At 65.0% G+C, this 23,109-nt stretch carries 28 protein-coding genes; 11 read left to right on the forward strand and 17 right to left on the reverse strand.

Translation table 11 applies throughout. The annotated features are described in order from the left end of the window. The first annotated feature begins 355 nt into the window (after nt 1–355). The 4 genes from ACSFC5_RS11740 (at nt 356) to ACSFC5_RS11755 (ending at nt 5,344) form a co-directional block, all read left to right on the forward strand. The gene (locus ACSFC5_RS11740; protein ID WP_440765435.1) at nt 356–1,261 is read left to right on the forward strand and encodes an NmrA/HSCARG family protein; all 906 of its coding nucleotides are present in this window, start codon (nt 356–358) and stop codon (nt 1,259–1,261) included. 26 nt (nt 1,262–1,287) lie between these two features. Then, a complete protein-coding gene (locus ACSFC5_RS11745; RefSeq protein WP_440765436.1) occupies nt 1,288–2,412 on the forward strand; it encodes a hypothetical protein in 1,125 nt (374 codons plus the stop codon). 63 nt (nt 2,413–2,475) lie between these two features. Beyond that, complete coding sequence (locus ACSFC5_RS11750; protein ID WP_440765437.1) at nt 2,476–2,979, forward strand: LUD domain-containing protein; 504 nt, start codon at nt 2,476–2,478, stop codon at nt 2,977–2,979. Between the two features lie 4 nt (nt 2,980–2,983). Continuing rightward, nucleotides 2,984–5,344: an LUD domain-containing protein gene (locus ACSFC5_RS11755; RefSeq protein ID WP_440765438.1), complete on the forward strand. Its 2,361-nt coding sequence runs from the start codon at nt 2,984–2,986 to the stop codon at nt 5,342–5,344. Between the two features lie 69 nt (nt 5,345–5,413). Here the strand turns inward: ACSFC5_RS11755 and hflX are convergent, their stop codons facing one another. From hflX to ACSFC5_RS11770, 3 genes are all read right to left on the reverse strand, one after another. Then, nucleotides 5,414–6,742, reverse strand: coding sequence for a GTPase HflX (gene hflX, locus ACSFC5_RS11760; RefSeq protein ID WP_440765439.1), 1,329 nt, complete (start codon nt 6,740–6,742; stop codon nt 5,414–5,416). A 326-nt stretch (nt 6,743–7,068) separates the two neighbouring features. Then, a complete protein-coding gene (locus ACSFC5_RS11765) occupies nt 7,069–7,323 on the reverse strand; it encodes a DUF3194 domain-containing protein (RefSeq protein ID WP_440765440.1) in 255 nt (84 codons plus the stop codon). After that, nucleotides 7,324–7,725 carry a prefoldin subunit beta gene (locus ACSFC5_RS11770; RefSeq protein ID WP_440765441.1) on the reverse strand — a complete coding sequence of 134 codons (402 nt, stop codon included), beginning with the start codon at nt 7,723–7,725 and terminating at the stop codon, nt 7,324–7,326. It lies immediately after the preceding gene. A gap of 130 nt (nt 7,726–7,855) precedes the next feature. Between ACSFC5_RS11770 and ACSFC5_RS11775 the strand changes: the two genes are divergently transcribed. Next, the gene (locus ACSFC5_RS11775) at nt 7,856–8,962 is read left to right on the forward strand and encodes an iron transporter (RefSeq protein WP_440765442.1); all 1,107 of its coding nucleotides are present in this window, start codon (nt 7,856–7,858) and stop codon (nt 8,960–8,962) included. An 11-nt stretch (nt 8,963–8,973) separates the two neighbouring features. Here ACSFC5_RS11775 and ACSFC5_RS11780 read toward each other — a convergent pair whose 3' ends face one another. The 8 genes from ACSFC5_RS11780 to ACSFC5_RS11815 form a co-directional block, all read right to left on the reverse strand. Beyond that, nucleotides 8,974–9,447, reverse strand: a complete 474-nt coding sequence (locus ACSFC5_RS11780) for a DUF2243 domain-containing protein (RefSeq protein WP_440765443.1) — start codon at nt 9,445–9,447, stop codon at nt 8,974–8,976. A gap of 46 nt (nt 9,448–9,493) precedes the next feature. Next, nucleotides 9,494–9,757 carry a KEOPS complex subunit Pcc1 gene (locus tag ACSFC5_RS11785; protein WP_440765444.1) on the reverse strand — a complete coding sequence of 88 codons (264 nt, stop codon included), beginning with the start codon at nt 9,755–9,757 and terminating at the stop codon, nt 9,494–9,496. Nucleotides 9,758–9,766: 9 nt separating this feature from the next. Next, complete coding sequence (locus ACSFC5_RS11790) at nt 9,767–9,901, reverse strand: DNA-directed RNA polymerase subunit P (RefSeq protein WP_006091868.1); 135 nt, start codon at nt 9,899–9,901, stop codon at nt 9,767–9,769. Between the two features lie 13 nt (nt 9,902–9,914). Continuing rightward, nucleotides 9,915–10,178 carry a 50S ribosomal protein L37ae gene (locus ACSFC5_RS11795; protein WP_440765445.1) on the reverse strand — a complete coding sequence of 88 codons (264 nt, stop codon included), beginning with the start codon at nt 10,176–10,178 and terminating at the stop codon, nt 9,915–9,917. Between the two features lie 39 nt (nt 10,179–10,217). Continuing rightward, on the reverse strand, nt 10,218–10,430 hold the full coding sequence (locus ACSFC5_RS11800; protein ID WP_440765446.1) for a hypothetical protein: 213 nt from the start codon (nt 10,428–10,430) through the stop codon (nt 10,218–10,220). 110 nt (nt 10,431–10,540) lie between these two features. Further along, nucleotides 10,541–11,296 (reverse strand): DUF2103 domain-containing protein, encoded by a 756-nt coding sequence (locus ACSFC5_RS11805; protein ID WP_440765447.1) that lies wholly within the window; start codon nt 11,294–11,296, stop codon nt 10,541–10,543. 65 nt (nt 11,297–11,361) lie between these two features. Further along, nucleotides 11,362–12,204: a 5'/3'-nucleotidase SurE gene (surE, locus tag ACSFC5_RS11810; protein ID WP_440765448.1), complete on the reverse strand. Its 843-nt coding sequence runs from the start codon at nt 12,202–12,204 to the stop codon at nt 11,362–11,364. Nucleotides 12,205–12,292: 88 nt separating this feature from the next. Next, a complete protein-coding gene (locus ACSFC5_RS11815; protein ID WP_440765449.1) occupies nt 12,293–12,736 on the reverse strand; it encodes a zinc ribbon domain-containing protein in 444 nt (147 codons plus the stop codon). Between the two features lie 124 nt (nt 12,737–12,860). On the opposite strand from ACSFC5_RS11815, the gene ACSFC5_RS11820 reads away from it, so the two are divergent. Next, nucleotides 12,861–13,376, forward strand: a complete 516-nt coding sequence (locus ACSFC5_RS11820; protein WP_440765450.1) for a DUF8173 domain-containing protein — start codon at nt 12,861–12,863, stop codon at nt 13,374–13,376. Nucleotides 13,377–13,405: 29 nt separating this feature from the next. Here the strand turns inward: ACSFC5_RS11820 and ACSFC5_RS11825 are convergent, their stop codons facing one another. Then, complete coding sequence (locus tag ACSFC5_RS11825) at nt 13,406–13,717, reverse strand: hypothetical protein (protein ID WP_440765451.1); 312 nt, start codon at nt 13,715–13,717, stop codon at nt 13,406–13,408. A gap of 140 nt (nt 13,718–13,857) precedes the next feature. After that, on the reverse strand, nt 13,858–15,207 hold the full coding sequence (gene truD, locus ACSFC5_RS11830; RefSeq protein ID WP_440765452.1) for a tRNA pseudouridine(13) synthase TruD: 1,350 nt from the start codon (nt 15,205–15,207) through the stop codon (nt 13,858–13,860). Nucleotides 15,208–15,335: 128 nt separating this feature from the next. Between truD and ACSFC5_RS11835 the strand changes: the two genes are divergently transcribed. Continuing rightward, on the forward strand, nt 15,336–15,497 hold the full coding sequence (locus ACSFC5_RS11835) for a hypothetical protein (protein WP_006091877.1): 162 nt from the start codon (nt 15,336–15,338) through the stop codon (nt 15,495–15,497). Nucleotides 15,498–15,612: 115 nt separating this feature from the next. Further along, entirely contained in the window at nt 15,613–15,855 is a 243-nt protein-coding gene (locus ACSFC5_RS11840) for a hypothetical protein (protein WP_440765453.1), read from the forward strand. 24 nt (nt 15,856–15,879) lie between these two features. Here the strand turns inward: ACSFC5_RS11840 and ACSFC5_RS11845 are convergent, their stop codons facing one another. From ACSFC5_RS11845 to pth2, 3 genes are all read right to left on the reverse strand, one after another. Next, on the reverse strand, nt 15,880–16,137 hold the full coding sequence (locus ACSFC5_RS11845; RefSeq protein ID WP_440765454.1) for a DUF8593 domain-containing protein: 258 nt from the start codon (nt 16,135–16,137) through the stop codon (nt 15,880–15,882). Nucleotides 16,138–16,297: 160 nt separating this feature from the next. Then, nucleotides 16,298–19,036: a hypothetical protein gene (locus ACSFC5_RS11850; RefSeq protein ID WP_440765455.1), complete on the reverse strand. Its 2,739-nt coding sequence runs from the start codon at nt 19,034–19,036 to the stop codon at nt 16,298–16,300. Nucleotides 19,037–19,231: 195 nt separating this feature from the next. Then, nucleotides 19,232–19,570 (reverse strand): peptidyl-tRNA hydrolase Pth2, encoded by a 339-nt coding sequence (gene pth2, locus ACSFC5_RS11855; protein ID WP_440765456.1) that lies wholly within the window; start codon nt 19,568–19,570, stop codon nt 19,232–19,234. A 91-nt stretch (nt 19,571–19,661) separates the two neighbouring features. On the opposite strand from pth2, the gene ACSFC5_RS11860 reads away from it, so the two are divergent. After that, nucleotides 19,662–20,228: a YIP1 family protein gene (locus ACSFC5_RS11860; RefSeq protein ID WP_440765457.1), complete on the forward strand. Its 567-nt coding sequence runs from the start codon at nt 19,662–19,664 to the stop codon at nt 20,226–20,228. Nucleotides 20,229–20,324: 96 nt separating this feature from the next. On the opposite strand, the gene ACSFC5_RS11865 is transcribed toward ACSFC5_RS11860, so the two are convergent. Then, the gene (locus ACSFC5_RS11865) at nt 20,325–21,140 is read right to left on the reverse strand and encodes a hypothetical protein (RefSeq protein WP_440765458.1); all 816 of its coding nucleotides are present in this window, start codon (nt 21,138–21,140) and stop codon (nt 20,325–20,327) included. A gap of 208 nt (nt 21,141–21,348) precedes the next feature. Here ACSFC5_RS11865 and dcd point away from each other — a divergent pair, with 208 nt between their 5' ends. Together dcd and ACSFC5_RS11875 are read left to right on the forward strand one after the other, a co-directional pair. Beyond that, nucleotides 21,349–21,951: a dCTP deaminase gene (gene dcd / locus ACSFC5_RS11870; RefSeq protein ID WP_440765459.1), complete on the forward strand. Its 603-nt coding sequence runs from the start codon at nt 21,349–21,351 to the stop codon at nt 21,949–21,951. A gap of 258 nt (nt 21,952–22,209) precedes the next feature. Further along, nucleotides 22,210–23,109 (forward strand): thiamine-phosphate synthase family protein, encoded by a 900-nt coding sequence (locus ACSFC5_RS11875; protein ID WP_440765460.1) that lies wholly within the window; start codon nt 22,210–22,212, stop codon nt 23,107–23,109.

The raw sequence follows: 23,109 nt of genomic DNA on the forward strand, positions 1-23,109 counted from the left end.
TCCACCTTCGCTCGTGGCCGAAGAGCGAGCGGAGCCGACGGAACCGACGGAACCGACGTCTACCGGTGGTTCTTCTCGCTCGAGCGCGACCTACGCCATCGTCGAGCAGGGCGTGCGGCCGGGACTCGAGAACTACATTACCGTACTGGACACGGTTCCTCATCTCGAGCTACCGTCGGTACGTCTCGACTCTCCCTCGGTAACACCGGTGTAAGCTGGTATCGCTCGTGTCGCCAAGCGTATATGTAGTTCGCGAACGAATCAGGTAACGTGATGAAACCAGTCCCGAACGGCGTTTCGAACGCGACCGTATCTGCTACGACCACCAACGACCCCGTCGGAGAGGTGAACTAAGATGGCCACCAGCGTCCTCGTCACCGGCGCGACCGGCAATCAGGGCGGGAGCGTCGTTGAACACCTCCTCGAGTCAAGCACCGAGTTCGACGTCTACGGACTCACGCGCGACGCGTCGGGCGACCGCGCACAAGAATTGTCCGAGCAGGGCGTCTCGATGGTCGAAGGCGACCTGAACGACAAGGACTCCCTCGCGCCCCACGTCGCCGAGGTCGACGCGGTCTTCGCCGTCACCAACTTCTGGACGGAGGGCTACGACCAGCAGGTCCAGCAGGGCAAGAACGTCGCGGAGGTCGCGAGCGAGGAAGGCGTCGACCAGTTCGTCTTCAGCGGCGTCGGCAGCCACGAGAAGGACACCGGCGTGCCCCACTTCGACTCGGCCGAGGAGATCGACCAGCACGCACAGGGCCTCGACCTCCCGCTGACCGTCCTCCAGCCCGTGTTCTTCTTCCAGAACTTCGAGGCGTTCGCCGAAGACGTCGTCGAGGACGGCCAGATCGCGCTGCCGCTCGAGGAGGGCGTCTCCCTCCAGATGATCGACGTCGACGACGTGGGCCACGCCGCGGCAGTCGCGTTCGCAAACCCCGACGAATACGTCGGCGAACACGTCGAACTCGCGGGCGACGAACTGACCCTCGCCGAGACGGCCGACGTGCTGAGCGAGGTTACCGGCCGGGACGTCGACCCGGTCCACGTCCCCATCGAGGACGCCTACGAGAGCTTCGGCGAGGAGTTCACCGTCATGTGCGAGTGGTTCAATGAGGTCGGCTACAGCGCCGATATCGACGGCCTCGAGGACCAGTTCGGCTTCGAGTTCACGGACTTCGAGTCCTACCTCCGTGCGAACGGCTGGGAGGACAAGGAGGAGATGGCGTCGGTTCCCGGCTGGGTCAAGGCGATGCAGTAACCGCCAGAATCCGCTTCTTGGACGTATTGCTGTACGTCGAAACGAGCGTACAACGGGTCGAAGATAGGCTAAACCGGATCTCCCAGTCGATTGATGAGGAGGCGGTCCCAAATGAAGCGGTTCGCGATCGTCTCGAATCCCAACAGGAAGACGCACGGACCAATCTCGAAGCAGCACGTGGCGAACCAAGACGTCAAGAACGGATCGACCGATTCCGAATCGCCCGGAAAAATAGTGCTGATGCGGCAGAGATATGGGCGTCGCTCGAGGACGAAGACGCGCCCCTCAATGACGTCAGGTCGGCTACTGACCTGCGCGAAGACGTCTTTACATTCGACGACGAACACAGGTACCTCGTCGGCGAGGACCCGGTCGCCGCGGTCTGTACTCACGGCACTGTCAGACGATTGAGGGACATCGCTATCGAGGAACTGAATTCGTTTCGGACCGTCGACGAACCGGTCCAATCACTGGCCGCCGGGACGATTGCCGGGCATCGGGAAGCAGCACTGGCGGCGCTCGAGGCTGCAAGAGAGATCTACTCGTCGTTCATCGATGGAGTTGACGATTCGGAGACAACAGCTATCCACGACGCCGCGTCGTCTCTCGAGCGAACGTACAGGGACCGAACCCAATCGGTAGCGTCCCCGATCGACGAAGAACCAACCCAGTACGTCGAGTCCGATATCGATCCGGACTCGGCTACGGCCGATGTATTCGAGATCGTTGTCAGTACAGCGTTTCGCCGGACGGATTTCGTCGGATCGGTGGTCGAAAACGCACCGGCACGAGCGATTCGAAACGCATACGTCTCACTCCTCGCCCTTGAGGGACTCAAATGGGTTCAATCTCGGATCGAACCGGGGGAACTGTCCGGGATCACGGACGCGGCCGACGTAACTGACTATCGAGGCGACGCGATCGAGGCGATAGAATCGATGCTCGGCACTGATCCGGACCCACTCGAGCGGTGGACGGCACTGGACCTGATCGACCAATTCGAGCAACCGGATCGAATACTGAAAAACGTTGCCGGTGAGAACGTCGAACGGCGTTCAGTTCACGGCCCCATCGCTCGGTATTGCTGGATCGCCGGAACAGCTGATTCGACATCGAACGTAATCGAGACCGTTCGCGACGCGTTCAGGTGAGTTATCTCGGTCCACTGAAACTGACCGCCAGTATATTGACCGTCGGGCCAAATGCGATAGACGATGACAACCGACACAGTCGGCCGGTTCGAACGCGAACTCGAGGACCTCGAAGTCGGCCTCGAACGCGTACCAGCCGCCGACGCGAGCGAGCGGATTACATCTGTTATCGAGGCACCCGCGGTCGGAACGCCGCTCCCGTTCGACGGCGTCTCGCAGCCGGATTCGGTGACGACGCGGCCGACCAACGGCGACGTCGCGACCGCGCGGACTGGTGTCACTCCCGCGACGTTCGCCATCGCCGAGTACGGGAGCCTCGCAATCGAGTCGCGACCCGCGGGCGACGAACCGATCAGCGTCTACCCCGACCGGCACGTCGCCGTCGTCGCCGCGAGCGACGTCCTCCCGGATCTCGAGGCCGGCTTCGATCGGCTCGAGACGCAGTTCGCCGAGCGCAACAGCGTCGTCTTCGCGACCGGCCGGAGCGCAACGGCGGACATGGGCGACCTCGTCCACGGCGTCCACGGCCCCGGCGAGGTCCGCGTGATCGTCCTGGGGGACCGGTGACACGATGGCCGAGCGCACCAAGCCACCCGAGACGCGGACCGAGACCGCCGCGCGGCTTCGACACCTCCTCGAGACCGAAGGCGACGCAGTTCACGCACACGTAAGCGTCTCGAACCTCCGTCGCGAACAGGCCTACGAGGCGACTGACGACATCGAGGCCCTGCGATCGGAAGCGCGGTCGATCAAGGAGGATGCGATCGACCGACTTCCGGAATTGATCGAGACGGTCCGCGAGGCGGTCGCGGAAAACGGCGGGACCGTCTACGTCGCTGACGACGCCGCGGACGCGAATCGGTACATCTCCGAAGTGGTCGACGGAAAGGCACCGCCGGACGCCGATCCCTCGGTCGTCAAATCCAAATCGATGACCACCGAGGAGATCGATCTCAACGACGCACTCGAGGACGAGGACATCGACGTCTACGAGACCGACCTCGGCGAGTGGGTGCTACAGGTGGCCGACGATACGCCCTCCCACATCGTCGGGCCGGCGATGCATCTCACTAGAGAGGAGATCGCTGACCTGTTCAACGAGCGCTTCGAGCCCGACGAGCCGTTCGAGACGGCCGAAGAACTCACCCGATTCGCCCGAGATCACCTCGGCGAGCGCATCCGCGAGGCCGACGTGGGGATCACGGGCGCGAACTTCGTCGTCGCCGAGAGCGGGACGATAACCCTCATCACGAACGAGGGCAACGCCCGGAAGTCCGCCGTCACGCCGGATACGCACGTCGCCGTCGCGGGCGTGGAGAAGCTGATTCCGACCGCTCGCGACCTCGAGCCGTTCGTCGACATCATCGCCAAGAGCGCGACGGGCCAGCCCATCTCTCAGTACGTGACGATGCTGACGCCGCCGACCGACTCGCCCACGCTAGACTTCGACGAGCCCGACGAACCGCTTGCGAGCGGCGGAGTAGACGGCGAGTCGGCTGACTCGAGCGACACGAGCGATGGGCCCGAAAACGACCGCGAGTTCCACCTCGTTCTGCTCGACAACGGCCGCCTGGACATGCGCGAGGACGACCAGCTTCGGGAGACCCTGTACTGCATCCGCTGTGGGGCCTGCTCGAACTCCTGTTCGAACTTCCAGGCCGTCGGCGGCCACGGCTTCGGCGGCGAGACCTACTCCGGCGGCATCGCGACCGGCTGGGAGGCCGGCGTCCACGGCCAGGACTCCGCGGCCGAGTTCAACGACCTCTGTACCGGTTGTACGCGCTGCGTCGACGCCTGTCCGGTGAAGATCGACATTCCCTGGATCAACACGGTCGTCAGAGACCGGGTCAACCGCGACGCCGAGCCCGAGGCCTACGACTTCCTCGTCGATGGGTTAACTCCGGACGCTGAAGGAGGCGGGCTCGATCTCGGGAAGCGATTCTTCGGCAACGTCGGGACAGCCGCGAAACTCGGCTCCGCGACGGCACCCGTCTCGAACTGGCTCGCCGAAACGAGCCCCGTCCGCGCGGTGCTCGAGCGAACCCTCGGCATCGACCGCCGTCGCGACCTGCCGACCTTCCAGCGGGAGTCTCTCGTCGACTGGTTCGAGACGCGAGGCGGCACGGAGGTTTCGAGACGGCGAGCGGAACGGGCCACAGCCCGCACCAACGGAGCCGATATCGACCGCGAGGTCGTTCTCTATCCCGACGTCTACACGAACTACGTCGACACCGAGCGCGGGAAGGCCGCCGTCAGGACGCTCGAGACTCTCGGCATCCCTGTCAGCGTGCCAGACCTTCCCGAGAGCGGGCGCGCGCCGCTGTCACAGGGGATGGTCGCGACGGCGGACCGACAGGCCAGCCGGCTCTACGCAGCCGTCGCCGAGGATCTCGACGCCGGCCGCGACCTCGTTGTCGTCGAGCCTTCCGATCTGGCGGCGTTCCAGCGGGAGTACGAGCGACTGCTACCGGAGCGGTCGTTCGAGCGGCTTCGGGACAACAGCTACGAGATCTGCGAGTACGTCTACGGATTGCTCGAGAACGGGGCCGACGCGGACGCGCTCTCGACAGGGGCCGGTGGGACCGGCAGCGCGGGCGACGCTAGCGACGGTGACGACCGCGGCGAACCGATCGCCTACCACTCCCACTGCCAGCAGCGCACGCTCGGGCTCGAGGCCCCGACGACGGCCCTCCTCGAGCGCTGTGGCTACGCGCCCCAGACCTCGAGCGTCGAGTGCTGTGGCATGGCGGGCTCCTTTGGCTACAAACAGGAGTACTACGAGGTGAGTATGGACGTCGGCGACCGGCTGGCTCGGGAGTTCGAGCGGGCGGAGACGGTCGTCGCGTCGGGAACGTCCTGTGGTGACCAACTCGAGACGCTGCTCGAGCGGCCCGTCCCGCATCCGATCGAGATTCTGGCACCTGATCGCTGAGCCGACAGCCGCTGAAAACGGTATTTTTCGCCGACGTTCGCGCTCACTCCGCGTAGCGAGCGTCGGTCGCTACGCTCGCTCCCTCTCGAGTTTCTCGGCCCGACGTCGGAACCGCTCGAGCACCGACGGTCGACCGCGACACTCGAGTCGAACCTCCCCGCCCTCGTAGTCGACCGTCTCCACGGACGTCCGATCGTACGCTCGCGAGACGAGCGCCATCGCCTCGTCGCAGTTGGGCAGCCGCACCGTCGCGGATTCCTCGGGGAGCCGATCTAGAATCGCGGTCCGAAGCGTCTCGAGGTTCGTCCCCTCGAGCACGCTCACCGGAATCGGCTCCGGTGTCGATGGGGACAGCGAGTCCGAGGCGACCTCGAGCCGGCGCGTTCGCTCGCTCCTCGAGAGCCGATCGGTCTTGTTCAAGGCAGGGACGATCCGCTCGTCTCCGACGTCCTGTGCGGCGAGCACGTCGAGCGATGCCTCGAGCCGTCGGCGAAAGCGTGCGGGCGGGTCGCTCGCGTCGGCGACAAGGACGACGACGTCCGCCGTCGCGGCCTCCGAAAGCGTCGAACTGAACGACTCGACGAGGTCGTGGGGGAGGTCGTCGACGAAGCCGACCGTGTCGGTCGCGAGCACCGGCCGGCCGTCGATCGTCGCCCGCCGCGTCGTCGTCTCGAGCGTCTTGAACAGCCGATCTTCGACCGCTGCGGTGGCGTTCTTGCTCGAACCTTCAGGATTCGAATCGTCGCCGATCTGTGCACCCTCGAGCGAGAGGTCGTCCGCGAGACGGTGCAACAACGTCGACTTTCCGGCGTTCGTGTAGCCGGCGATCGTGACGAGATCGAACCCCTTCTCGCGGCGGCGGTCGCGGAACTGTTTCGCTGGATTCGGGAGCGAGTCGAGTTTGCCTTCGAGGCGGTCGATCCGGTCCCGAACGTCGTAGACGGGCGATCCCTTCTCGGTTTGCTTGTTGAGCGCACCTTCGTCGGCGGACTCGATGATCCGCGGCAGGTCGTACCTGAGCTGTGCCAGTTCGACCTGCAACTGGGCCCGTCGCGTGCCGGCCTGGGCCTGGAATATCTCGAGCACGAGCCGATATCTGTCGACGACGACCGTTTCGTCGGGTAACAGCGACTCGAGGGTGTGGTGCTGACTCGGCGTGAGTTTGCCGTCGACGACGACCCGCTGGGCGTCGTGGCCGGCGACGGTTTCGGCGAGTTCGTCGACTTTGCCGCGCCCGAGATACGTTCCGGAATCCGCCGGGCCGGTCTGGGTTAGTTCAGCGACGACCTCGTCGCCGGCGGCACGGGTGAGGGCTCGTATCTCGTCGGTCTCTACGGGGGTGGTTGTCGATCGGTTCGCGACGACTGTACGACGGCCTGTACTGCGAGTTCGTGACATAGTGGTTGCGTTGGTTTCATGGTTGGTTGCGATCGGTGCCGACCCCCGCCGCTACGGATTGCAGCGGGGCTATCGGAACGATAACGAACCGGTTGCTCACTCGTGTCGTGACTTGTCGACTCCGTCGACGGCACGTCAGCGGAGCGGAATCCGGCTCAGTGGAAAGAAAGGGTCTCCATCGGCCTACCTCGAACGTCCAGCTTCGGCTACAAATCAGTTTCGGCTGGCATCAGCGCGACCGCGACGACTAGCCGACGATGCGACGCACAGCGTCGCTACTCTCGTTCGAACCGGTGATGACTCCGCAAAAACGGTAACCGAGAGCGTTACTCGCCGAACAGTTCGTCGACTGCCTCTCGGGCAGCCAACGCGGCGTCGTCCGCGACCTGCTCGGCGTCGGGTCCGTCCTCAGTCTCGGGTGCGTTCAGATAGACGTCGACCTCGAGGACGCCTTCCTCGAAGGTGACGGTGACGTCGAGGTCACGCACCGCGGACTGCTTGTACTGCGAGAAGACGTAGCCTTCCGCAGCGTCGGAGGCCGTCTGAACGACCTCGTCGTCAGTCGGCTCGCCGGTCGACATTTATGCGCCGCCTGCGCCCGGACCGCCTGGGCCTGCTGGGCCGCCCATGCCGCCGCCCGCACCGCCGAGCATCTCTTCGAGCTCGTCCTGGAGGCTCTCGAACTGCTCTTGGACTCGATCTTCCTGCTTCTCGAGGGTCTCGAGGCGGATCTCGAGGGAGTCGACCTTGTCCTGCAGGTCTTCTTCGGCCGCGTCGTACTCGGTCTCGACGAGTAGCTCGCCGACCTTTCGGTACATACCGGTTTCCTCGTCGATGTTCTCGAGTTCGTCGAGGGCGTTCTCGGCCTCGGAGAGGCTCGATTCGGCCTCCTGTTTCTGCATGGCGACGGTCTGAGCCGTCTCCTGAAGGTCCTGCAGTTGTTCGATTTTCTCCTGTGCTTCCGGTGGGAGATTGCCTTGCATATCTCGACCGTCGCCCTCCGCACTGATAAAGCCAAGCTTTGACGTCGGCGAGCGGGTCCGACGGCGAGACGACCCGATCCCGTCGACGGCAGCCCGTACGCCTATCCGAGCGGGCGATGTGGAGTGGACGATGCGACGACGCGATGTCCTCGCTACCGGCGGCTGTCTGCTCGCGGCGGGGTCGGCTGGCTGTCTCGAGAGCCTCCGACGCGAGGACGCCTGGCGAGAACTCGTCGTCGACCCGCCCGAGGGCGTCTACGTCCCGTCGCACGCCGACGGGATGCTGACCTACGGGACGACGATCGCCGACGGCAGAGCGATCTCGCTGCTGGCCAGTCGGCCGCACTCGTTCTGGACGGTCGCCGGCACCGAGCGAAGCCGGGCCGACGTCCGGTCGCAACACGACATCCACCTGATGGTAGATGTCAGAGACGCCGAGACGGGTGTCGTCGTTCCCGCGCCGGTAACGACGAGCGTTCGACGGGGCGAGCCGAACGGAGATGCCGACGACCCAATCGACGAGCGGAGTCTCTGGCCGATGCTCTCCCAGCGGATGGGACCACACTACGGCGACAACGTCTCGCTCGAGGGCGATGGCACCTACACGGCAACGATTCGGATCGGCCCGACGAGCGCCGACGCGATCGGGTCTCGTCTCGACGTGCTCGAGGAGCCGACGGTCGTCGACGTCGAGTTCGAGTACGACGCGACCGACATCGAGGCTCTCGAGCGCCGACTGATCGACGAGGACGAGGGTCGTGGCGAGCCGGGCGCGCTCGAGCCGATGGCGAACCACGCTGGTCACCACGAACACGATCACGACGCCTACCTCGAATCCGCGTTCGACACCGAGGGTGCAACTCGACTGGGGTCGAAAACGAACGACGATATCGACTACACCGCCACGCTCGTCGCGTACGACGACCGAGATGGAACGGCGAGGGGGACCGCGGCGCTCGCGGTGACGGCGCGGACGAGGCACAATAGGTATCCGCTCCCGTTCGCGTCTTTCGCCGCGACAGTCTGGCAGGACGACGAGCGAATCGCCGACGGATCGCTCCGGGAAACGGTCGGCTCGAGAAATGGCCACCAGTACCGAACGCCAGTGGATCCATCCGTCCTCGAGGAGGGCGACGAACTCTCGATCGAACTCGAGACGCCGCCGCAGGTGGCGCGCCACGAGGGGTACGAAACCGCGTTTCTCGAGAGCGAGACGGCGACGCTGGCACTGAAATAACGACGGCGCAGTCAGGTCGCTGCGGGGGTGTCGGCGGCGCGTAGAATCACCAGCCCGAGCCCGAGCATGAGCGCGCTCACGACGAGCCAGTGGGGGTTCCACGCCTCGGTCCCATGGACGACGTTGTGCAGGTCGAGGACGTAGTGGCTGACGACGCCGTCGATGACGTTGAAGACGCCCATCCCGACGACGATCGAGCCGACGAGGGACAGCGTCGAAAACCGGCGATCGGCTCCGTTGACGACGCGCCAGAGCAGCCCGAATCCGACGCCCATGACGGTGAGCATGGCCAGCAGGAACAGGCCGTCGAACATCACGTTGGTCTGGTGACCGTCGAGACTGTACGGATCGTAAAATCCCGAGAGAAGATGATGCGTCTGGAGCGTCAGGTGGAAGATCACGGTGTCGATTACCGCGCCGAAGCCGAATCCGATCGTGCCGGCCGAAAGCAGGAGTCGACGTCGCGGGCTGGAGGCAGTCGCCATACGTATCCATCCACGACCGACGGTAAAAATCGGAAACCGGCGACTGCTACGACTCGAGCGCCGCGTCGCCGAGTTCGGCCGTTCGTTCGGCCACGTCGATCAGCGAGAACCAGGTGTTGAGCGCGGCTCGGAGGGCGATCACGTCCGCGGCCACGACGTCGACTCGAACGGTCGCACCGTCGCGGTCGATCGTCGTCCGCGAGCGATCGTCGTCGATCTCGCCGATCTCGCGGGCGACGCTCTCGGCGACGAGCGTCGCTCGAGCCGAGGTCTCGTAGTCGAACTCGAGAGTCGCATCGTGAGAAGACACGCGCGGTCGTTAGTTGACGCCGACTTCCTTGACGTCGCGGCTGCGCTCTTTCAGGAGCACGCGGTGGCCGCAGTACGGGCAGCGGACGCCACCGTACTCGTCGATCTGGACGTCGCGTTTACAGCGGGAGCACTTGTAACTCATACAGGGGATGGGATTATTCGCCGTCTTCGGCGAGTGCAGCGCGGATCGAGCGCTTGACGGTGCGGCCGGCAGGGGTCTCGGGGCGGTAGGCACCGCCGGTGAAAACCTCGCCGGTCTCCTCGTTCTTCCAGATACCGGTTCCGACGCGTTTGACGTCGTCGCCGTCGACCTGAGCGCTGTTCATGTCGTCTTCGATCTCGCTGACGCGACGTCGGGCGACGCGACCGTAGCGCGCGCCGAAGCGGCCTGCACTCCCGACATTTCCTTTTTTGGACATGGTGGTAGCTATCGCCAGCGGATTCTTAAACCTGTTGAGTTACGCCGATCCGTTCTCCGCCCGTTCGGCGACCGGGCCGGTGAACAGTTCCCGAAAGACCAGCGCGAGCGCCGCGAGGTAGCCGACGGGCGCTAACGGTGCGGCGAGGAGCCCCGTTCCGGCACCCGTCACCGCGATGGCCGTACGAAGGGCGAGTCCACTCACAGCGAGCAGCGGAATCGCAGCCAGGACGGCGTCGGGTCGTTCGAGCATGGCTAATTATATCTCATTACTCCCGGTCGGAAAAGGGGCTGACAACCAGCAGCCAGTGTCACTTCCACGAGACCGTGACAGTTTTTGCGCGACGGGAATCGATGGAACGCCTATTGGAACTCCGCGTTGGACAGCACGTCGTTCAGATCCTCGCGGATCCGTTCGCCCATCTCTCGGTCTCGAGCGGTCGTCACGATTCGGTTCTCTTGCACGCTCGAGCCGTCGCGCAGGAGCATGCGAACGTTGCCGCCGTCGTCGGCGCGGGTCACTTTCGCCCGCAACCCGGACTGGGACCCTTTCCCGCCGGCGTCGATGGGCCCCGGAATGACCTTCTTGACGTGGGGGTGGTCCGCAACGGTGTGGATCGCCCGCATGCCCGTGCGGCCGCCGATCAGCGTCGTGTGGCTACCCCCGATCTTGTCGGCCGGCGGCGTCTCGACGACGTCGAGTGCGGGTTCGCCGCGACGCTCGAGGACCGCCTGAACGGGATCGTCGTCCGCGACGCGGTAGAACGGGTGGTGAATATCCTCGCGGACGGCCTGAATCACCGCCCGTTCGCCGCCGGCGTACACCTCCTCGGGGCGCTTGCGGCGGATTTCGTCGCCGATCAGCCCCGCAAAGTTTCGTAACTCGACGACCTCGTTTTCGCCCTCTTCGGGCGTCGTCGTAATCGTCGTCTCACCCAGTACCGGATCGGCGGGTTCGCTCGCCGCAGGCGTGTTCTCGTCGCCGTCGTCTGCAAGCATCGTCAGTGTCGTCCGCTCTCGCCCCGCCTCGAGAACGATCGCCGCGGTGTTTTGCTCCCGGCAGACCAGACAGAAATCGCCGGGTTTCTCGAGCGGCGAGGCGCAGTGACGACACTCCATAACCGTGGTTCGAGAGACGCGTGTAAAATGACCGTGTTTTCGGTCGCGACGCTCGACCGTAGCGGCTACAGCAACTTCTCGAGGATCGTCCGAACCTCCGGCGTCTCGACGACGTCGAAGGGGACCCGCATCGGGGAGACCGAAACCGTCCCCTCGAGCAAGGCGTGGCGGTCGGTGTCGTCGGGGTCGGGAATATCCCGATTGGCCATCTGCTGCCAGAGCCGGTTGGTCAACTGGAACCCGCCGTCCTTGACCGTGGCGTCCATCTCGTAGACCTCGGTCGGCCGGGTGATCGCGAAGCCGTTCGGTTCGACGTCGGGCCGCGGAACGTTGACGTTCAGGTAGTCCACGCGGTCGAACAGCCCCGTACCGGGCGCACTGCTCGCGAGTTTCGCCGCAATCTCGCCCGCGCGTTCGAAGTCCGCGGGCTCGAGGTCGCGTTCGATCCCCAGCGTGTCCATCGAAATCGCGATCGAGGGCGTCCCGAGGAAGGCGGCCTCCATCGCGGCGCTGACGGTCCCCGAGCGCGAGAAGACGTAAGCCCCGAGGTTCGCCCCCTCGTTGCAGCCCGAAACGACGATATCGGGTTCGGGATCGAGCGCGTTGACGCCGACGATGGCGCAGTCACAGGGCGTCCCGCGGACGGCGTAGCCGAGTTCGTGGTCGGCGTGTGGCACCGGCGATGTGAACAGCCCGTCGGCCATGCTCGTCGTCAGCTCCGGATCGTCGGCGTCGGTCGCCGTCCGTCCGTAGGACAACGACCGACCGACGGCGCTCTGGTTGCGGTCGGGCGCGATGACGGTGACCGAGCCGACCGCCGAGAGCGCGTCGTACAGCGCTCGAATGCCCGGCGCGTCGATCCCGTCGTCGTTCGTCAGGAGAATTTCCGGTCCGTCGTCCTGGTCCATGCCCCAACTTCGGATTCGGGCTGGATACGAGTACCTATTCGACTCGACTCGGCGATGATGGCGTCAGTTCGTGGTCTCCATCGCAGTCTCAGCTCGCGGACCCCATCGCGTCCGCTAATTTCGTCCCGCAGGAACGGCAGTATCGCGAGCCTTCGGTGACGACCGCGTCACACTCCGGACAGGGCATTTTGTCTCCATTACCCGCTTCCCGGTCCACTCGGTCCTCGAGATCCTCGCCACACGACGGACAGTACTCCGCGTCGACCGAGACGTCCGCCCCGCAGGACGGACAGCCGGTCGTCTCCTCCCAGAGCACCCGTCGCCTCGAGTTCGAGACGTAGTTGTACGCCCCCCAGAGGACGTTCCCGATCCCCATCGTCCACCAGATGGTCAGTATTGCGACGAGGATGTGCGAGCCAACCGAGCCGAACTCCCGATCGACCATCACGACGCGGTCGCGGTCCTCATCCTCGATCTTCCAGCCCTGGGCGACGAGATCGTCTATCTGTCGTTGCAACCGAGTGCTTCTCATAGTCGGTGAGAGGTCGCGAACGACCAAAAGCCTATCAGCACGAGACCGGTCTGGCATTCCCGATCGAGGACCTACAGACCGCCAATGGATCCGTTTATTTGGCTACGGCGAATTCTCAGTATTCATGATAACGCAATCCGTACTGACCGGGCTACTGATCGCTCAGGCCGATCCCGGGATCGACATCGATATCGGGACCGCCGACAGCCTCCTCGGCGGCGCCGTCAGCGCCTTCCTGACGACGCTGATCGTCGGTGCGATCATGATCGCGATCGCGCCCGCGTTCACCGAACGCATGATGGCCGACGCGCTCGAGAATCCCGTCGGCTCGTTCGTCTACGGTATCCTCTCCATCGTGGGAATCGTTCTGCTGGCGTTTCTCCTGTTTATCACGATCGTCGGAATCCTCGTTGCGATCCCGCTATTGCTCGTCGCGTACCTGCTGTGGGCGATCGGAACGGTCGTCGGCTACCTCGCCATCGCCGACCGGCTGGTCGGACGCGAGGACGGCTGGCTGAAGCCGTTACTCGTCGCGGCCGGACTCAACGGCGCGCTCGCGCTCACCGGGATCGGTGGTCTCGTCTCGCTCTGCGTCGGCGCCGCCGGCTTCGGTGCGGTGCTCCGCGACGTTCTCGACTGAGTCGCCGTCTCCACTATCCACCGATCGACTCAGGCTCGAGTCCACCACGGCAGATATTCCAGACATCGATCCAGCAACGACGGCGACTCGTGACGGACCCGGAGCGTGGTTCCCTCGGTCTCGTAGGTCACTTCGGTCGCGGGAAGCCGTTCGCCGTCGGGCAACTCCACGTACTGGTCACCGGCGGGAACCGTTCCGCCGCTACTCGCACCGAACAACGTCCGCGGCCGGCCCGTCGGTGCCGAGACCGGACCGTCGTACTCGAGGACGTACACCGCCACGCCGTCGTCGGTCGTCTTCTCCCAGTCGATCAACTCGGTGTGTTCGTCCGTTCCAATCATGTGTTCCCCGGTCCCTCTCGGCGATCCGCGTTCGGTCCCCGGTGGCTCGGAGCGCGGCTCTGCACTCCCGAGAAACGAGTCTCGGTATCGACATGAATCTACTGCTCGGTGCAATCCGGACCGATCCGACACCCCAGTACTCAGCCGAGATCAACGGGATCGACCTTCAGAAACTCCCGAAGGACGACCGTGGCGTACGACCCCTTCGGCAGCGCAAAGGAGAGCGTGAGCGGGTCGGTTTCGACCTCGAGATCGGTCCGAACCAGCATCGCTCGTCGGGTGCCGGTCGAGTGGAACTCGCCGGGGAGGTCGAAATTCTCGGGCGTGAGGCCGAGGTCGTCGAGCACCGCTCGTTCGATCTCGCCCTGCTCGCCGTCGGCGAGTTCGGTTTCGGTGCCGACGAGCGGCGCGGTGACGAACGCCCGGCCGCGCTCGCAGTGGCGCGTCACGGACCGGACGCGGCGCTCGTCGACCCGTTGAAGGCGGTCGGTATCGGGCAACTCGAGACCTTCGGGTGCGTCGGTATCCGCGAAGCAGGCCACGTCCCCTTCGACGGGTTCGTCGAACGGCAGGCCGCGCTCGAGGCGCTCGGAGAGCATCAGGTTGAACGCGTACGACTGGGCGGCGTGGACGAACAGCCGCTGGAGGTTCGAGGGGACGCGCTCGAGCGCCGCCCGAAAATCCTCGGGACCCGGTTCGCCGTCGCAGTCGACGACCCCGTGGAGCATCGAGCGCTCGTAGCGCAAGCGATTGGGAAATCGCTCGAGGGCCTCCTGCCAGTCGCGGGTCTCCTGGACGAACGCGCGGGCTTTTTGGGTGCCTTCGGGTTCCGCGTCCGTCGGATTTCCGAGGTAGGACATCACGGCCCCCTCCCAGTTCCCGCGGGCGATCTCGAGGCCAACTTTGTGCGTCACCGGGCGGCGACTGCCGAAGCGCTGCTGGCCGAAGAAGTTGGGGACCCCAATCGACACGCCCGCAGCGTCGGGGGACTCGAGCCCGCCGAACGCGTGCAGTTCGTCCGTAATCTCGCTCGCGTTCTCGGGTCGGTCGGGCTCGCTGACGACGAGTTCGAACGCGTTACCCGCGAGATCGCCGAACTCGAGGTTACGGCCCGCCCGTCCGACAACTTCCACCTCCGCGCCGTCGACGTCCGGCAGGTCCTCGGGGTCGGCGCCGTAGACCGAAAACAGCTGCGTCGTCACCGCGTACTTGTCCTTCGTGCCGGCCCAGTTAACCCGCTCTCGAGACATTTCGAGCGCGTTGGAGAGCCGCGAGGCGAAGTCGTTTGTGTCCCAGCCCGACAGCGTCACCCGGAAGACGAGGTGGGGGTAGGCGTCCGTGGGCGCGTCGACCGGTTCGGTCGCGAAGCGCTCGAGTTCTCGAACCCGAAAGTGGTCGTCGTCCTCGCGGAGGTGGCCGCCGACGCCGTCAGCGTCGCTGACGTAGTGGTCCATTCCGACGGCCTGCTCTGTGGGGTGTGCCGGACGCATGCTGATTGGCGACGCTTCGGCGGCCGGAGGTAAATCGGTTCGTTCTCGAGGTGACGACTCGGATCGACGCCGACAGGTGAGCGTATGCAGGCTGTGTCGGTTTGTCCGCTGAGTCCGAACAGTAAATTATGACATTCCAGCTGCCGACCACGTGTCCGATCTGTCAGGAGACGCTGGCTCCCGACCGCAGTCTCGACGATCATCTCGTCGGGAGTCACACGCACCGCGAGGTCGTGAGTCACTTCGTTTCGGAGTACGACCTCACCGGCGAGCAGTCCGTCGCTGACTGACCAGTCTCTTGCGGGCGACGACTCTCGTTCGCGACGCCTCGGCCGCTGCATCCGTTCGCTCGAGTTCCACTCCCGAAACCGAACCCGTTATCGACAGGTCGATCGAACGATACGTATGGCCGTAGAAGACGTTCGACAGGCGCTCGCGCTGACGGTCGGACTCGCCGTCGGCGTCGGTCTCGTTTCGCTCGTGTCGGGTGGCGGTCTCGAACTGGGGTTCGTGATCGGTACGCTGCTCGTTTTCCCCGTCGTACTTGCGCTGTCGACTATCGACGGCCCGCTCGAGGCACGAACGGCTCGCGCAGGTGCCGTCCTGCTATTAGCGGGACTGCTCGGGGCGGCGTGGTGGCTGTCCTGATCGTCGTCGCCTCGGGGTTCGCGATCAGGCGTCGCTACTGAGATCGGCGTCGACGCGGACCTCCGAGTCGGTGATCGTCTCGATGTTGTCACTCGGAATCTCGAGGTCGTCCTCGCTGGCACCGCCACGGCCGAGGCTTTGAATCCATGCGTTCGTGAGCGTCGGTTTGGGGTCGACGTAGGCGACCTGCTCGATCGGATCAATTTCGGTGACGATCCCGATCTGCTCGCCTCTGACGTCCATCAGGAACTGTCCCTCGTCTTCGGTCGAGAGGACAGACATTGTAGGTGCCTCCTCGGAGACACTGATTATATGCTTTCTGTTCTGTTGTGAAGAAATCACGATCGACTCTCGGTTGTAACGGTAACGAACGGAGGTTACGGACGGAGAAAGTGGGCCCACGGTTCGTGGGCCATCGCTCGGCACAGCGACGAATCGCCGATCAGTCGCGAATCTGCTCCTCGTGGAGTACTTCGCGCTCGCGGAAGACGACCATAACGAACCGAGGGTCGTCCTCGAGTTCGACCGTTCGGCTGTCTCCCTCCTCGATGGTGTCGTCGTCGTCCCACACCACCGGCTCGGACCGTGCAGGCTGGACGTACAGTTGAACGTCGGCGGCGGCGAGTTCGTCGCCGCCCTCGTGGGTGACGGTCAGCGCTTCGTCCTCGGCGTCGTAGTCGACCTCGAAGGCTGCGTCGGGGGCGATAACGTGGTCGCTCACCTCGACCGGGTCGTCCGGAACGGTCCACTCGACGACGAGTTCGGTGCCCGTCTCGAACGCGCCGAGGTCGATCTCGTCGCCGCCCTCGAGTTCGTCGTACTCATCGGCCGGCTGGACGGCGGTCGCGTCGCCGTCCGCGAGGATCCGGAATTCGGCGCTACTGCGATCGACCGTATCGCGGTAGACAGCGACGATCTCTCCATCCCGGGACTGGAAGGAGAATGCGAACCGGGGCTTCGGTGTGAAGTTGAAGACGTGGTGGCGGTACCGGCCTTCGTCGTCGCTGAGGACGACATTGATGCGCTCGTCAACGTCGACGTCTTCCAGCACGACGGCGTCGCCCGTCGTCAGCGTTTCGTGTTCCTCGGCGAACAGCGGCTGTGGGTCGTTGACGGTGGGTCTCGTACTCGGAGCGTACCGCTGGACGCCCAGCCGCGCGGGATCCGCTTGCTGCTCGCCGGTGTAAGCCAGCTCTACCTCGGCCGCGTCGGCGTCGTACGCGGCCTCGAAGGAGTCCGCGGCAGTCACCGTTCGACCGAGCGTGTACTCCCGGTCGACATCGGCTGTGGTCCACGAGAGCGTTCCCTGGACGAACGGCTCCGCCTCGACCGTCAGCTCGTCGCCCGGCTCGAATCGATCGTACTCGTCGGCCGGCTGGACGGCCGTCGGATCACCGCCGCTGCGCAACTCGAGTGTGTCGGCGTCGACGACGTCACCCTCGTCGTGGACGACCGTCAGCTCACCGTCCTCGCCGTCGTACTCCATGGAGAGTCGGATGTCCGGGCGCACGACCAGATCGCCGACCTCCACGGGCTCGTCCGGCTCGGTCCACTCGACGGTGAGCGTCGTGCCGATGTCGTAGTCGCCGAGTTCGACCTCGTCGCCGGGGCCGAGGCTGTCCACGAGGTCTGAAAACTGCGTCTCGGCCTCCTCGCCCTCGATCAGCAGCCGGAACGCTCCGGCGTCGCGCTCGTGCTCGTCGTGATACTGCGCGATGACGCCGCGTCCTCGATATCGACGGAGGAACAGCCGCGGCGGACGTACTCGATAGCTAACCAGCTGCGTCGGTGCGTAACGCGGTTCGTTCGGCACGTCGAGTTCCAGCGAGACGCGGTCGCCGACGCCGACGCTCTCGATGGAGACCGCGTCGCCCGCGGTCAGCACGTCGTACTCGTCGGCAAAGCCATCGAGCGACCCCACATCGACACCGGAGTACGACTGGAGACTCAGCTTCGACGGATCGGCTTCCCGGTCGCCGACGTACTCGATCTCCAAGTGCTCCGCGTCGAACTCGTGGTCGACCTCGAAGGCGTCCCGCCCAACGAGGTAGCTGGCGTACGTGTAGAAGGCGTTCGCATCCTCGTCGAACCAGCGGAGGGTGACCGTGGCGAGAGGGTCGGTCGCGACGGTCAGTACGTCGCCCTCCTCGAAGACGGCGAACGCCTCGGCCGGTCCATCGTCAGAGCGTTCGCCGTCGTGCCACAGCTCGAGGTCGTCGGTATCGATCGACTCGCCGCCCCGATGACGGAAGTTCACGACGCCCTCGTCGTGATCGACCTCGGCGACGATCTGTGCGTCGGGTGCCGCTTCGCGGTCGCGTTTCGGCGGCTCCTCGGCGACGACCGTCGCGTGGATGAGGCCGTCTTCGCGGTCGACCTCGATCTCCGCGACGACGCCGGGTTCCAGTTCGGAGACGATCGTTTCGGCGGTTTCGTCGTCGAGGTCGCCCCCGTCGGCCGGGAACAGAGCGTATCGGTTCTCGACGGTTCCCTCGATCCGGTTGGGGTCGTCCGCAAAGCCCGCTGCGAACGCGTCGAGGGTGTCGGAGCTGATGCCGGGGAATCCCATCTGCTCGACATCCGGTGCGAAGTAGACGAGCGGCTGGTCGCCGAGCAGTTCGAACGCCGTCGCGGCGTCATCGCAGCCCGTGAAGAACGACTCGGCGTCGCCGGCGGCGACGTCGACGGTCGCGTTCCGCAGCGCGGCGGCCTCCTCGCCGTGAGCGACCGCTGCACGATCGTCGGCGGTTGCGTAGGCGCGATCACTGACCTCCGCGAGACGCCAGTCGTCCTCCTCGTCGGTCCCCTCGCCCGGGGTCGGCCGGTCGAAGGAACCGGCAGCGACGCTGACCTGCCCGTAGGGGTCCATGCTGTGGCCCACGGCGACGTAGGAGACGTCGTCGACGTCGAGGTCGTCGAACGATCGAAGAACCTCTCGCACCTCGTAGCCGTACTCGTCTTCGTTCTCGGCGTCCGTGACGTCGGCGAGGATCACCGTTCGGTAGTCGGCGTCCGCGGCCGACTCAGACGGGACCAGCGCGAGTGCGCCCGAAGCCCCGTCGGGGACATCGATGTCGAGACTCTCGAGCTGTTGTGCGTACGATCCGCCCGTCACGCCAGCGAAGCCGACTGCCGTGACGGCGCTCCCGGCGAGGAAGCGCCGTCTGGAGGGACGTTTCACGGGTACTACATCTAAGCAATCCTGTAAATATTTTACTATGACATCACGGGAGTTCTAAATACCGGTGGGGTCGCCGAAGAGTGGCGGAACTGCCCGCGAGAAGGGGATTTAATCTGAGGATCGGCATCTCCTCCGAACCATCCGCTCCCGTCGAGCAGCCTCGTGAGGGGAGCGAGTCGATTCGACGGCCGTCGCTCAGAACAGCGAGAGTTCGCCGGTCACGGCATCGACCCGGTCGTCCGCCGCCGGGCCGACGGCCAGCGCGGTGACGGTGCCGGGCTCGAGTTGGGTGTGGCCCGCATCTCGGACGATCGCGTTCGGAATCCCCTCGCTGTCCGCGATGGCCGACAGCTCGTGCAGTTGGCGTTCGCTCTCGCCCTTGAGAACGACCTTCTTCTGGCCGCCCCCTTTCCACTGGCTCCGGAGCTGATCGTCCGCCTTCTCGTAGGCCGACAGCGACGCGTGAGCGACCTGTGCGGCGAGTTTTCCTTGCCCCATGCCGATGTCCGTGCGGGCGACGATGGCCTGTTTCATGGCTCAACTGTGTGTGTCGACCCCTATAGCCGCAGCGAAACCAGCAGCGCGGATCCGAACGATTTTGGTGAACCAGTTTGTGCGCTGAAATATGGCAACGACACCGTTCGTCGACCCCGACGAGTACTTCGCTCGCGTGGACGCCGGCTCCCTCCCGCGCGCAATCGCCCTCGTGCTCGTCTACTGGGTCGGCTCGCTCGCCGTTGGACTCCTCTGGCGAGCCACGGGTGAGATTCCCCTCGAGCCCGTAACGGTGCTGTACCTGCTCCAGACCCTCGAGGCGACGCTCCTCTACTGGGTTATCCCGACGGTGCTGCTGTACGGAGTGGGCTACGCACTCGGTGCCAGGCTCGAGCCGTCCGACACCCTGGCGCTCGCGGCGTGGGGCCTCGTCCCGATGCTGGCCGGAGAGGTGGTTTCGAACCTAATCCTCTATGCGCTTTCGGCACTCGAGGTCGATCCGACTATCGCTCCGCTCGAGCCCGATGTGCTCGTGTTCGTCCCGCTCACGCTCCTCGCCTGCGGCTGGGCCGTCCACATCTGGCGGGGCGGACTCCAGTACGGATTCGGCCTCGAGCGCTCGACCGCAACGTCAACGGCGCTGCTCACGGCCGGGATCTGTGCGGGGCTGTTGCTGCTTCCAGTTGCACTCATGTAGCAGTAATTTGCAGCTGAGCACCGTTTCACATCGGAGTAGCGATTCGCGCACCTGAGCACCGTTTCGCGGACGACGGACTGCCGTGTTCGTCGAATATCAGTGAACGATCTCGTCGTCGAGTCCGAGCGCCCGTTCAGTTCGTCTCGCCTCCAGCCCCGCTTCGACGAGCGTCGGCTCGGTGGCCGGCTCCGAAAACCGGTCGGGATCGGGCTCGACGCGTTCGACCGCCGTCGAGAAGACCGACCCGCGTCGACCCTCTGCCGAGACGATCCCGCCGTATTTCCGCTTCTCGAAGGATGTCTCGTCCGGATCGGGAAACTCCTCGCGAATTATCGCTGCGGCCTCTCTGACGTAGTCCGCTGCCTGTCGCTGCGAGTACTGGCTCTCCTCGTGGTACGTCTCGACGTACTCGTCGGCTAGCTCCTCCGAAGCGTGTTCCGGCGACTCGTAGTGAATCGATTTCGGCGTGGTGTGTCCGCTGGCGAACCGAATGTTCAGCGTGAAGCACTCGGGATAGCGCACGAGCAGCGGGGCGTACACCATGTCGGTCACGGTGGTTCGTTGTTGGACCCGCCAGACTCCTTCGAAGTAGTACGCGACGATCTCGGCGATTCGGTCGTCGCGCTCACCCCGGTAGTACGCCATCGCCACTTCCTCGTAGTCGTCGCCCGCGATCCGCCGCAGTCGGCGCTCGAAGCTCTCGGCGGCGTGATCGAGTTCCGCCTCGTAGGCGGCAAGCAGCGGCACGTCCGGATCCGCGAGGAGGTCCGCCTTCCGCTCTTTGGCCGCCGCGATCGTCATTACGTTCTCGTGAAACACCCGCTCGGCGTCCACGTCGGGAAGCGGTATCCTGACCGCTCGCTGGTGCAACAGCCGCGTATCGCCGTTGAACCGCTCTTGTTGCCCCGCCATAGCACGAGTCTTCGGGATCCGTCGTACTAACAGATTCGGGCCGAACGAAAGAACGTCCACATTGCTATCACGTTACACTGTGGCTGGATCGGATGGGTCGACCCGCCGGGCGAACCGATTCGAAGAGCGGTCGTTCGTCCGTTCGAGACCGACCGCTCGCCGACTCCGCTCCGACAGTATTAGGGCCCCGTGTTCGCTCCTACTCGATATGATCCTCTCCGACGCGGACATCCTGCAGCGCCTCGAGGACGGCGACCTCGTCGTCGATCCCATAGACGACCTCGACCTCCAGATCCAGCCGGCGAGCGTCGATCTCCGACTCGGCAAGGAGTTCCTCGAGTTCCAGCGGACGAACATCCCCTGCATTCATCCGAACTCCGAACAGGAGGTCGACGAGTACGTCACCGAGACCGTCGTCGAGGACGGCGACGACTTCATCTTACATCCCGGCGACTTCGTCCTGGGAACCACCTACGAGCGCGTCGAGATCCCCGCGGACCTCATCGCCCACGTCGAGGGACGCTCGTCCCTGGGTCGGCTCGCCGTCGTGGTGCACGCGACGGCAGGGCTGTGCGATCCCGGCTATCGCGGCCAGATCACGCTCGAGCTATCGAACCTCGGAACGGCCCCCGTCGCGTTGACCCCCGGCATGCGCATCTCGCAGTTGACCTTCACGGAGCTGAAGACCGAAGCCGAACGGCCCTACGGCAGCGACCGCGGCTCGAAGTACCAGGACCAGGATGGCCCGCAGGCCTCCCGAATTCAGAGCGACGACGAGTTCGGCGGGGACCAACTCGAGCGAAACCAGTAACGGTCGGTGCGCTGTCGCCCGTTCTACCGGTGTCTCGATGACGACGGTGACACGCTGCGTTCGTAGCGACGAGGATTTGTACCTCCTCACCAGCCGATTCGTTCGCATTTCGAGAGCCGTGCGTCGCTCGTGACTCGCTGCGTTCACTGCGATCCAACGCACACCTCGGCAGTGTGCACGTGCGGGTTTCGAGAACGCCGAGCCAACGCCGCCCTCGAGACCCACAAGTTATTTCGACGGCGGCCGTAGCCGCCGATAATGCAATTCGTCGAAGAAATTGTCGTCGACGAGTTTCTCCCGACGGTTCGGTCGCTCCTGGCCGGGGCGCTCCGTGACCGGGGGTTAACTCAGAGCGAGGTCGCCGACGTCCTCGGAATCAGCCAGAGCGCCGTCTCGAAGTACGCCCACGGCGACGTCGCGACCAACGACCGAATCGCCGACGACGAGCGCGTCGAGGCGCTCGTCGAGGAACTCGCCGACGGATTGGCGGCGGGCGACATCACCCCGGTACAGGCCTTGATCGAGATCGAGGTCCTCGTCCGGGAACTCGAGACCGGCGGCGACCTGCTGGCACAGCTTCACGAGGACACCGTCCCCGAACTCGCCGACCACGGCTCGAGTTTCCGCGTCCACGACCCCGAGAGCGACCTGCGAACGAGCGAGCGCGTGCTCTCCTCGCTCCGGCGCGGCCTGCGCCTCCTCGAGAACGCCAGCGGCTTCGCGACGCTGATCCCCGCGGTCGGCTCGAATCTGGTCGCCTGCATCCCCGACGCCGAAGACGTCGACGACGTCGCGGGCGTGCCGGGGCGCATCTTCGACGTCAAGGGGAAGGCGACGGTGCCATCGGATCCCGAGTTCGGCGTCTCCGAACACGTCGCCTCGGTGTTGCTCGCCGCTCGCGATCACGGCGCTGACGTTTCGGCGGCGATCAACATCAAATACGATCCGACGCTGCTCGCCGAGTTGACCGAGCACGGCCACGTCACCGCCGAGTTCGACGAGGGCAGCGACGTCGCCTCGAGCGTCGGGGCGGCGATCGAAGACGAAACCGAGGCGACGGTGCTGTACCAGACCGGCGCGATGGGGATCGAGCCGCTGATCTACGTCCTGGGATCGGACGCGGAATCGGTCGCCGACACGGTCCGGTCGCTGATCTGA

The sequence above is a fragment of the Natronorubrum marinum genome (assembly GCF_052040125.1).
Classification (GTDB): domain Archaea; phylum Halobacteriota; class Halobacteria; order Halobacteriales; family Natrialbaceae; genus Natronorubrum.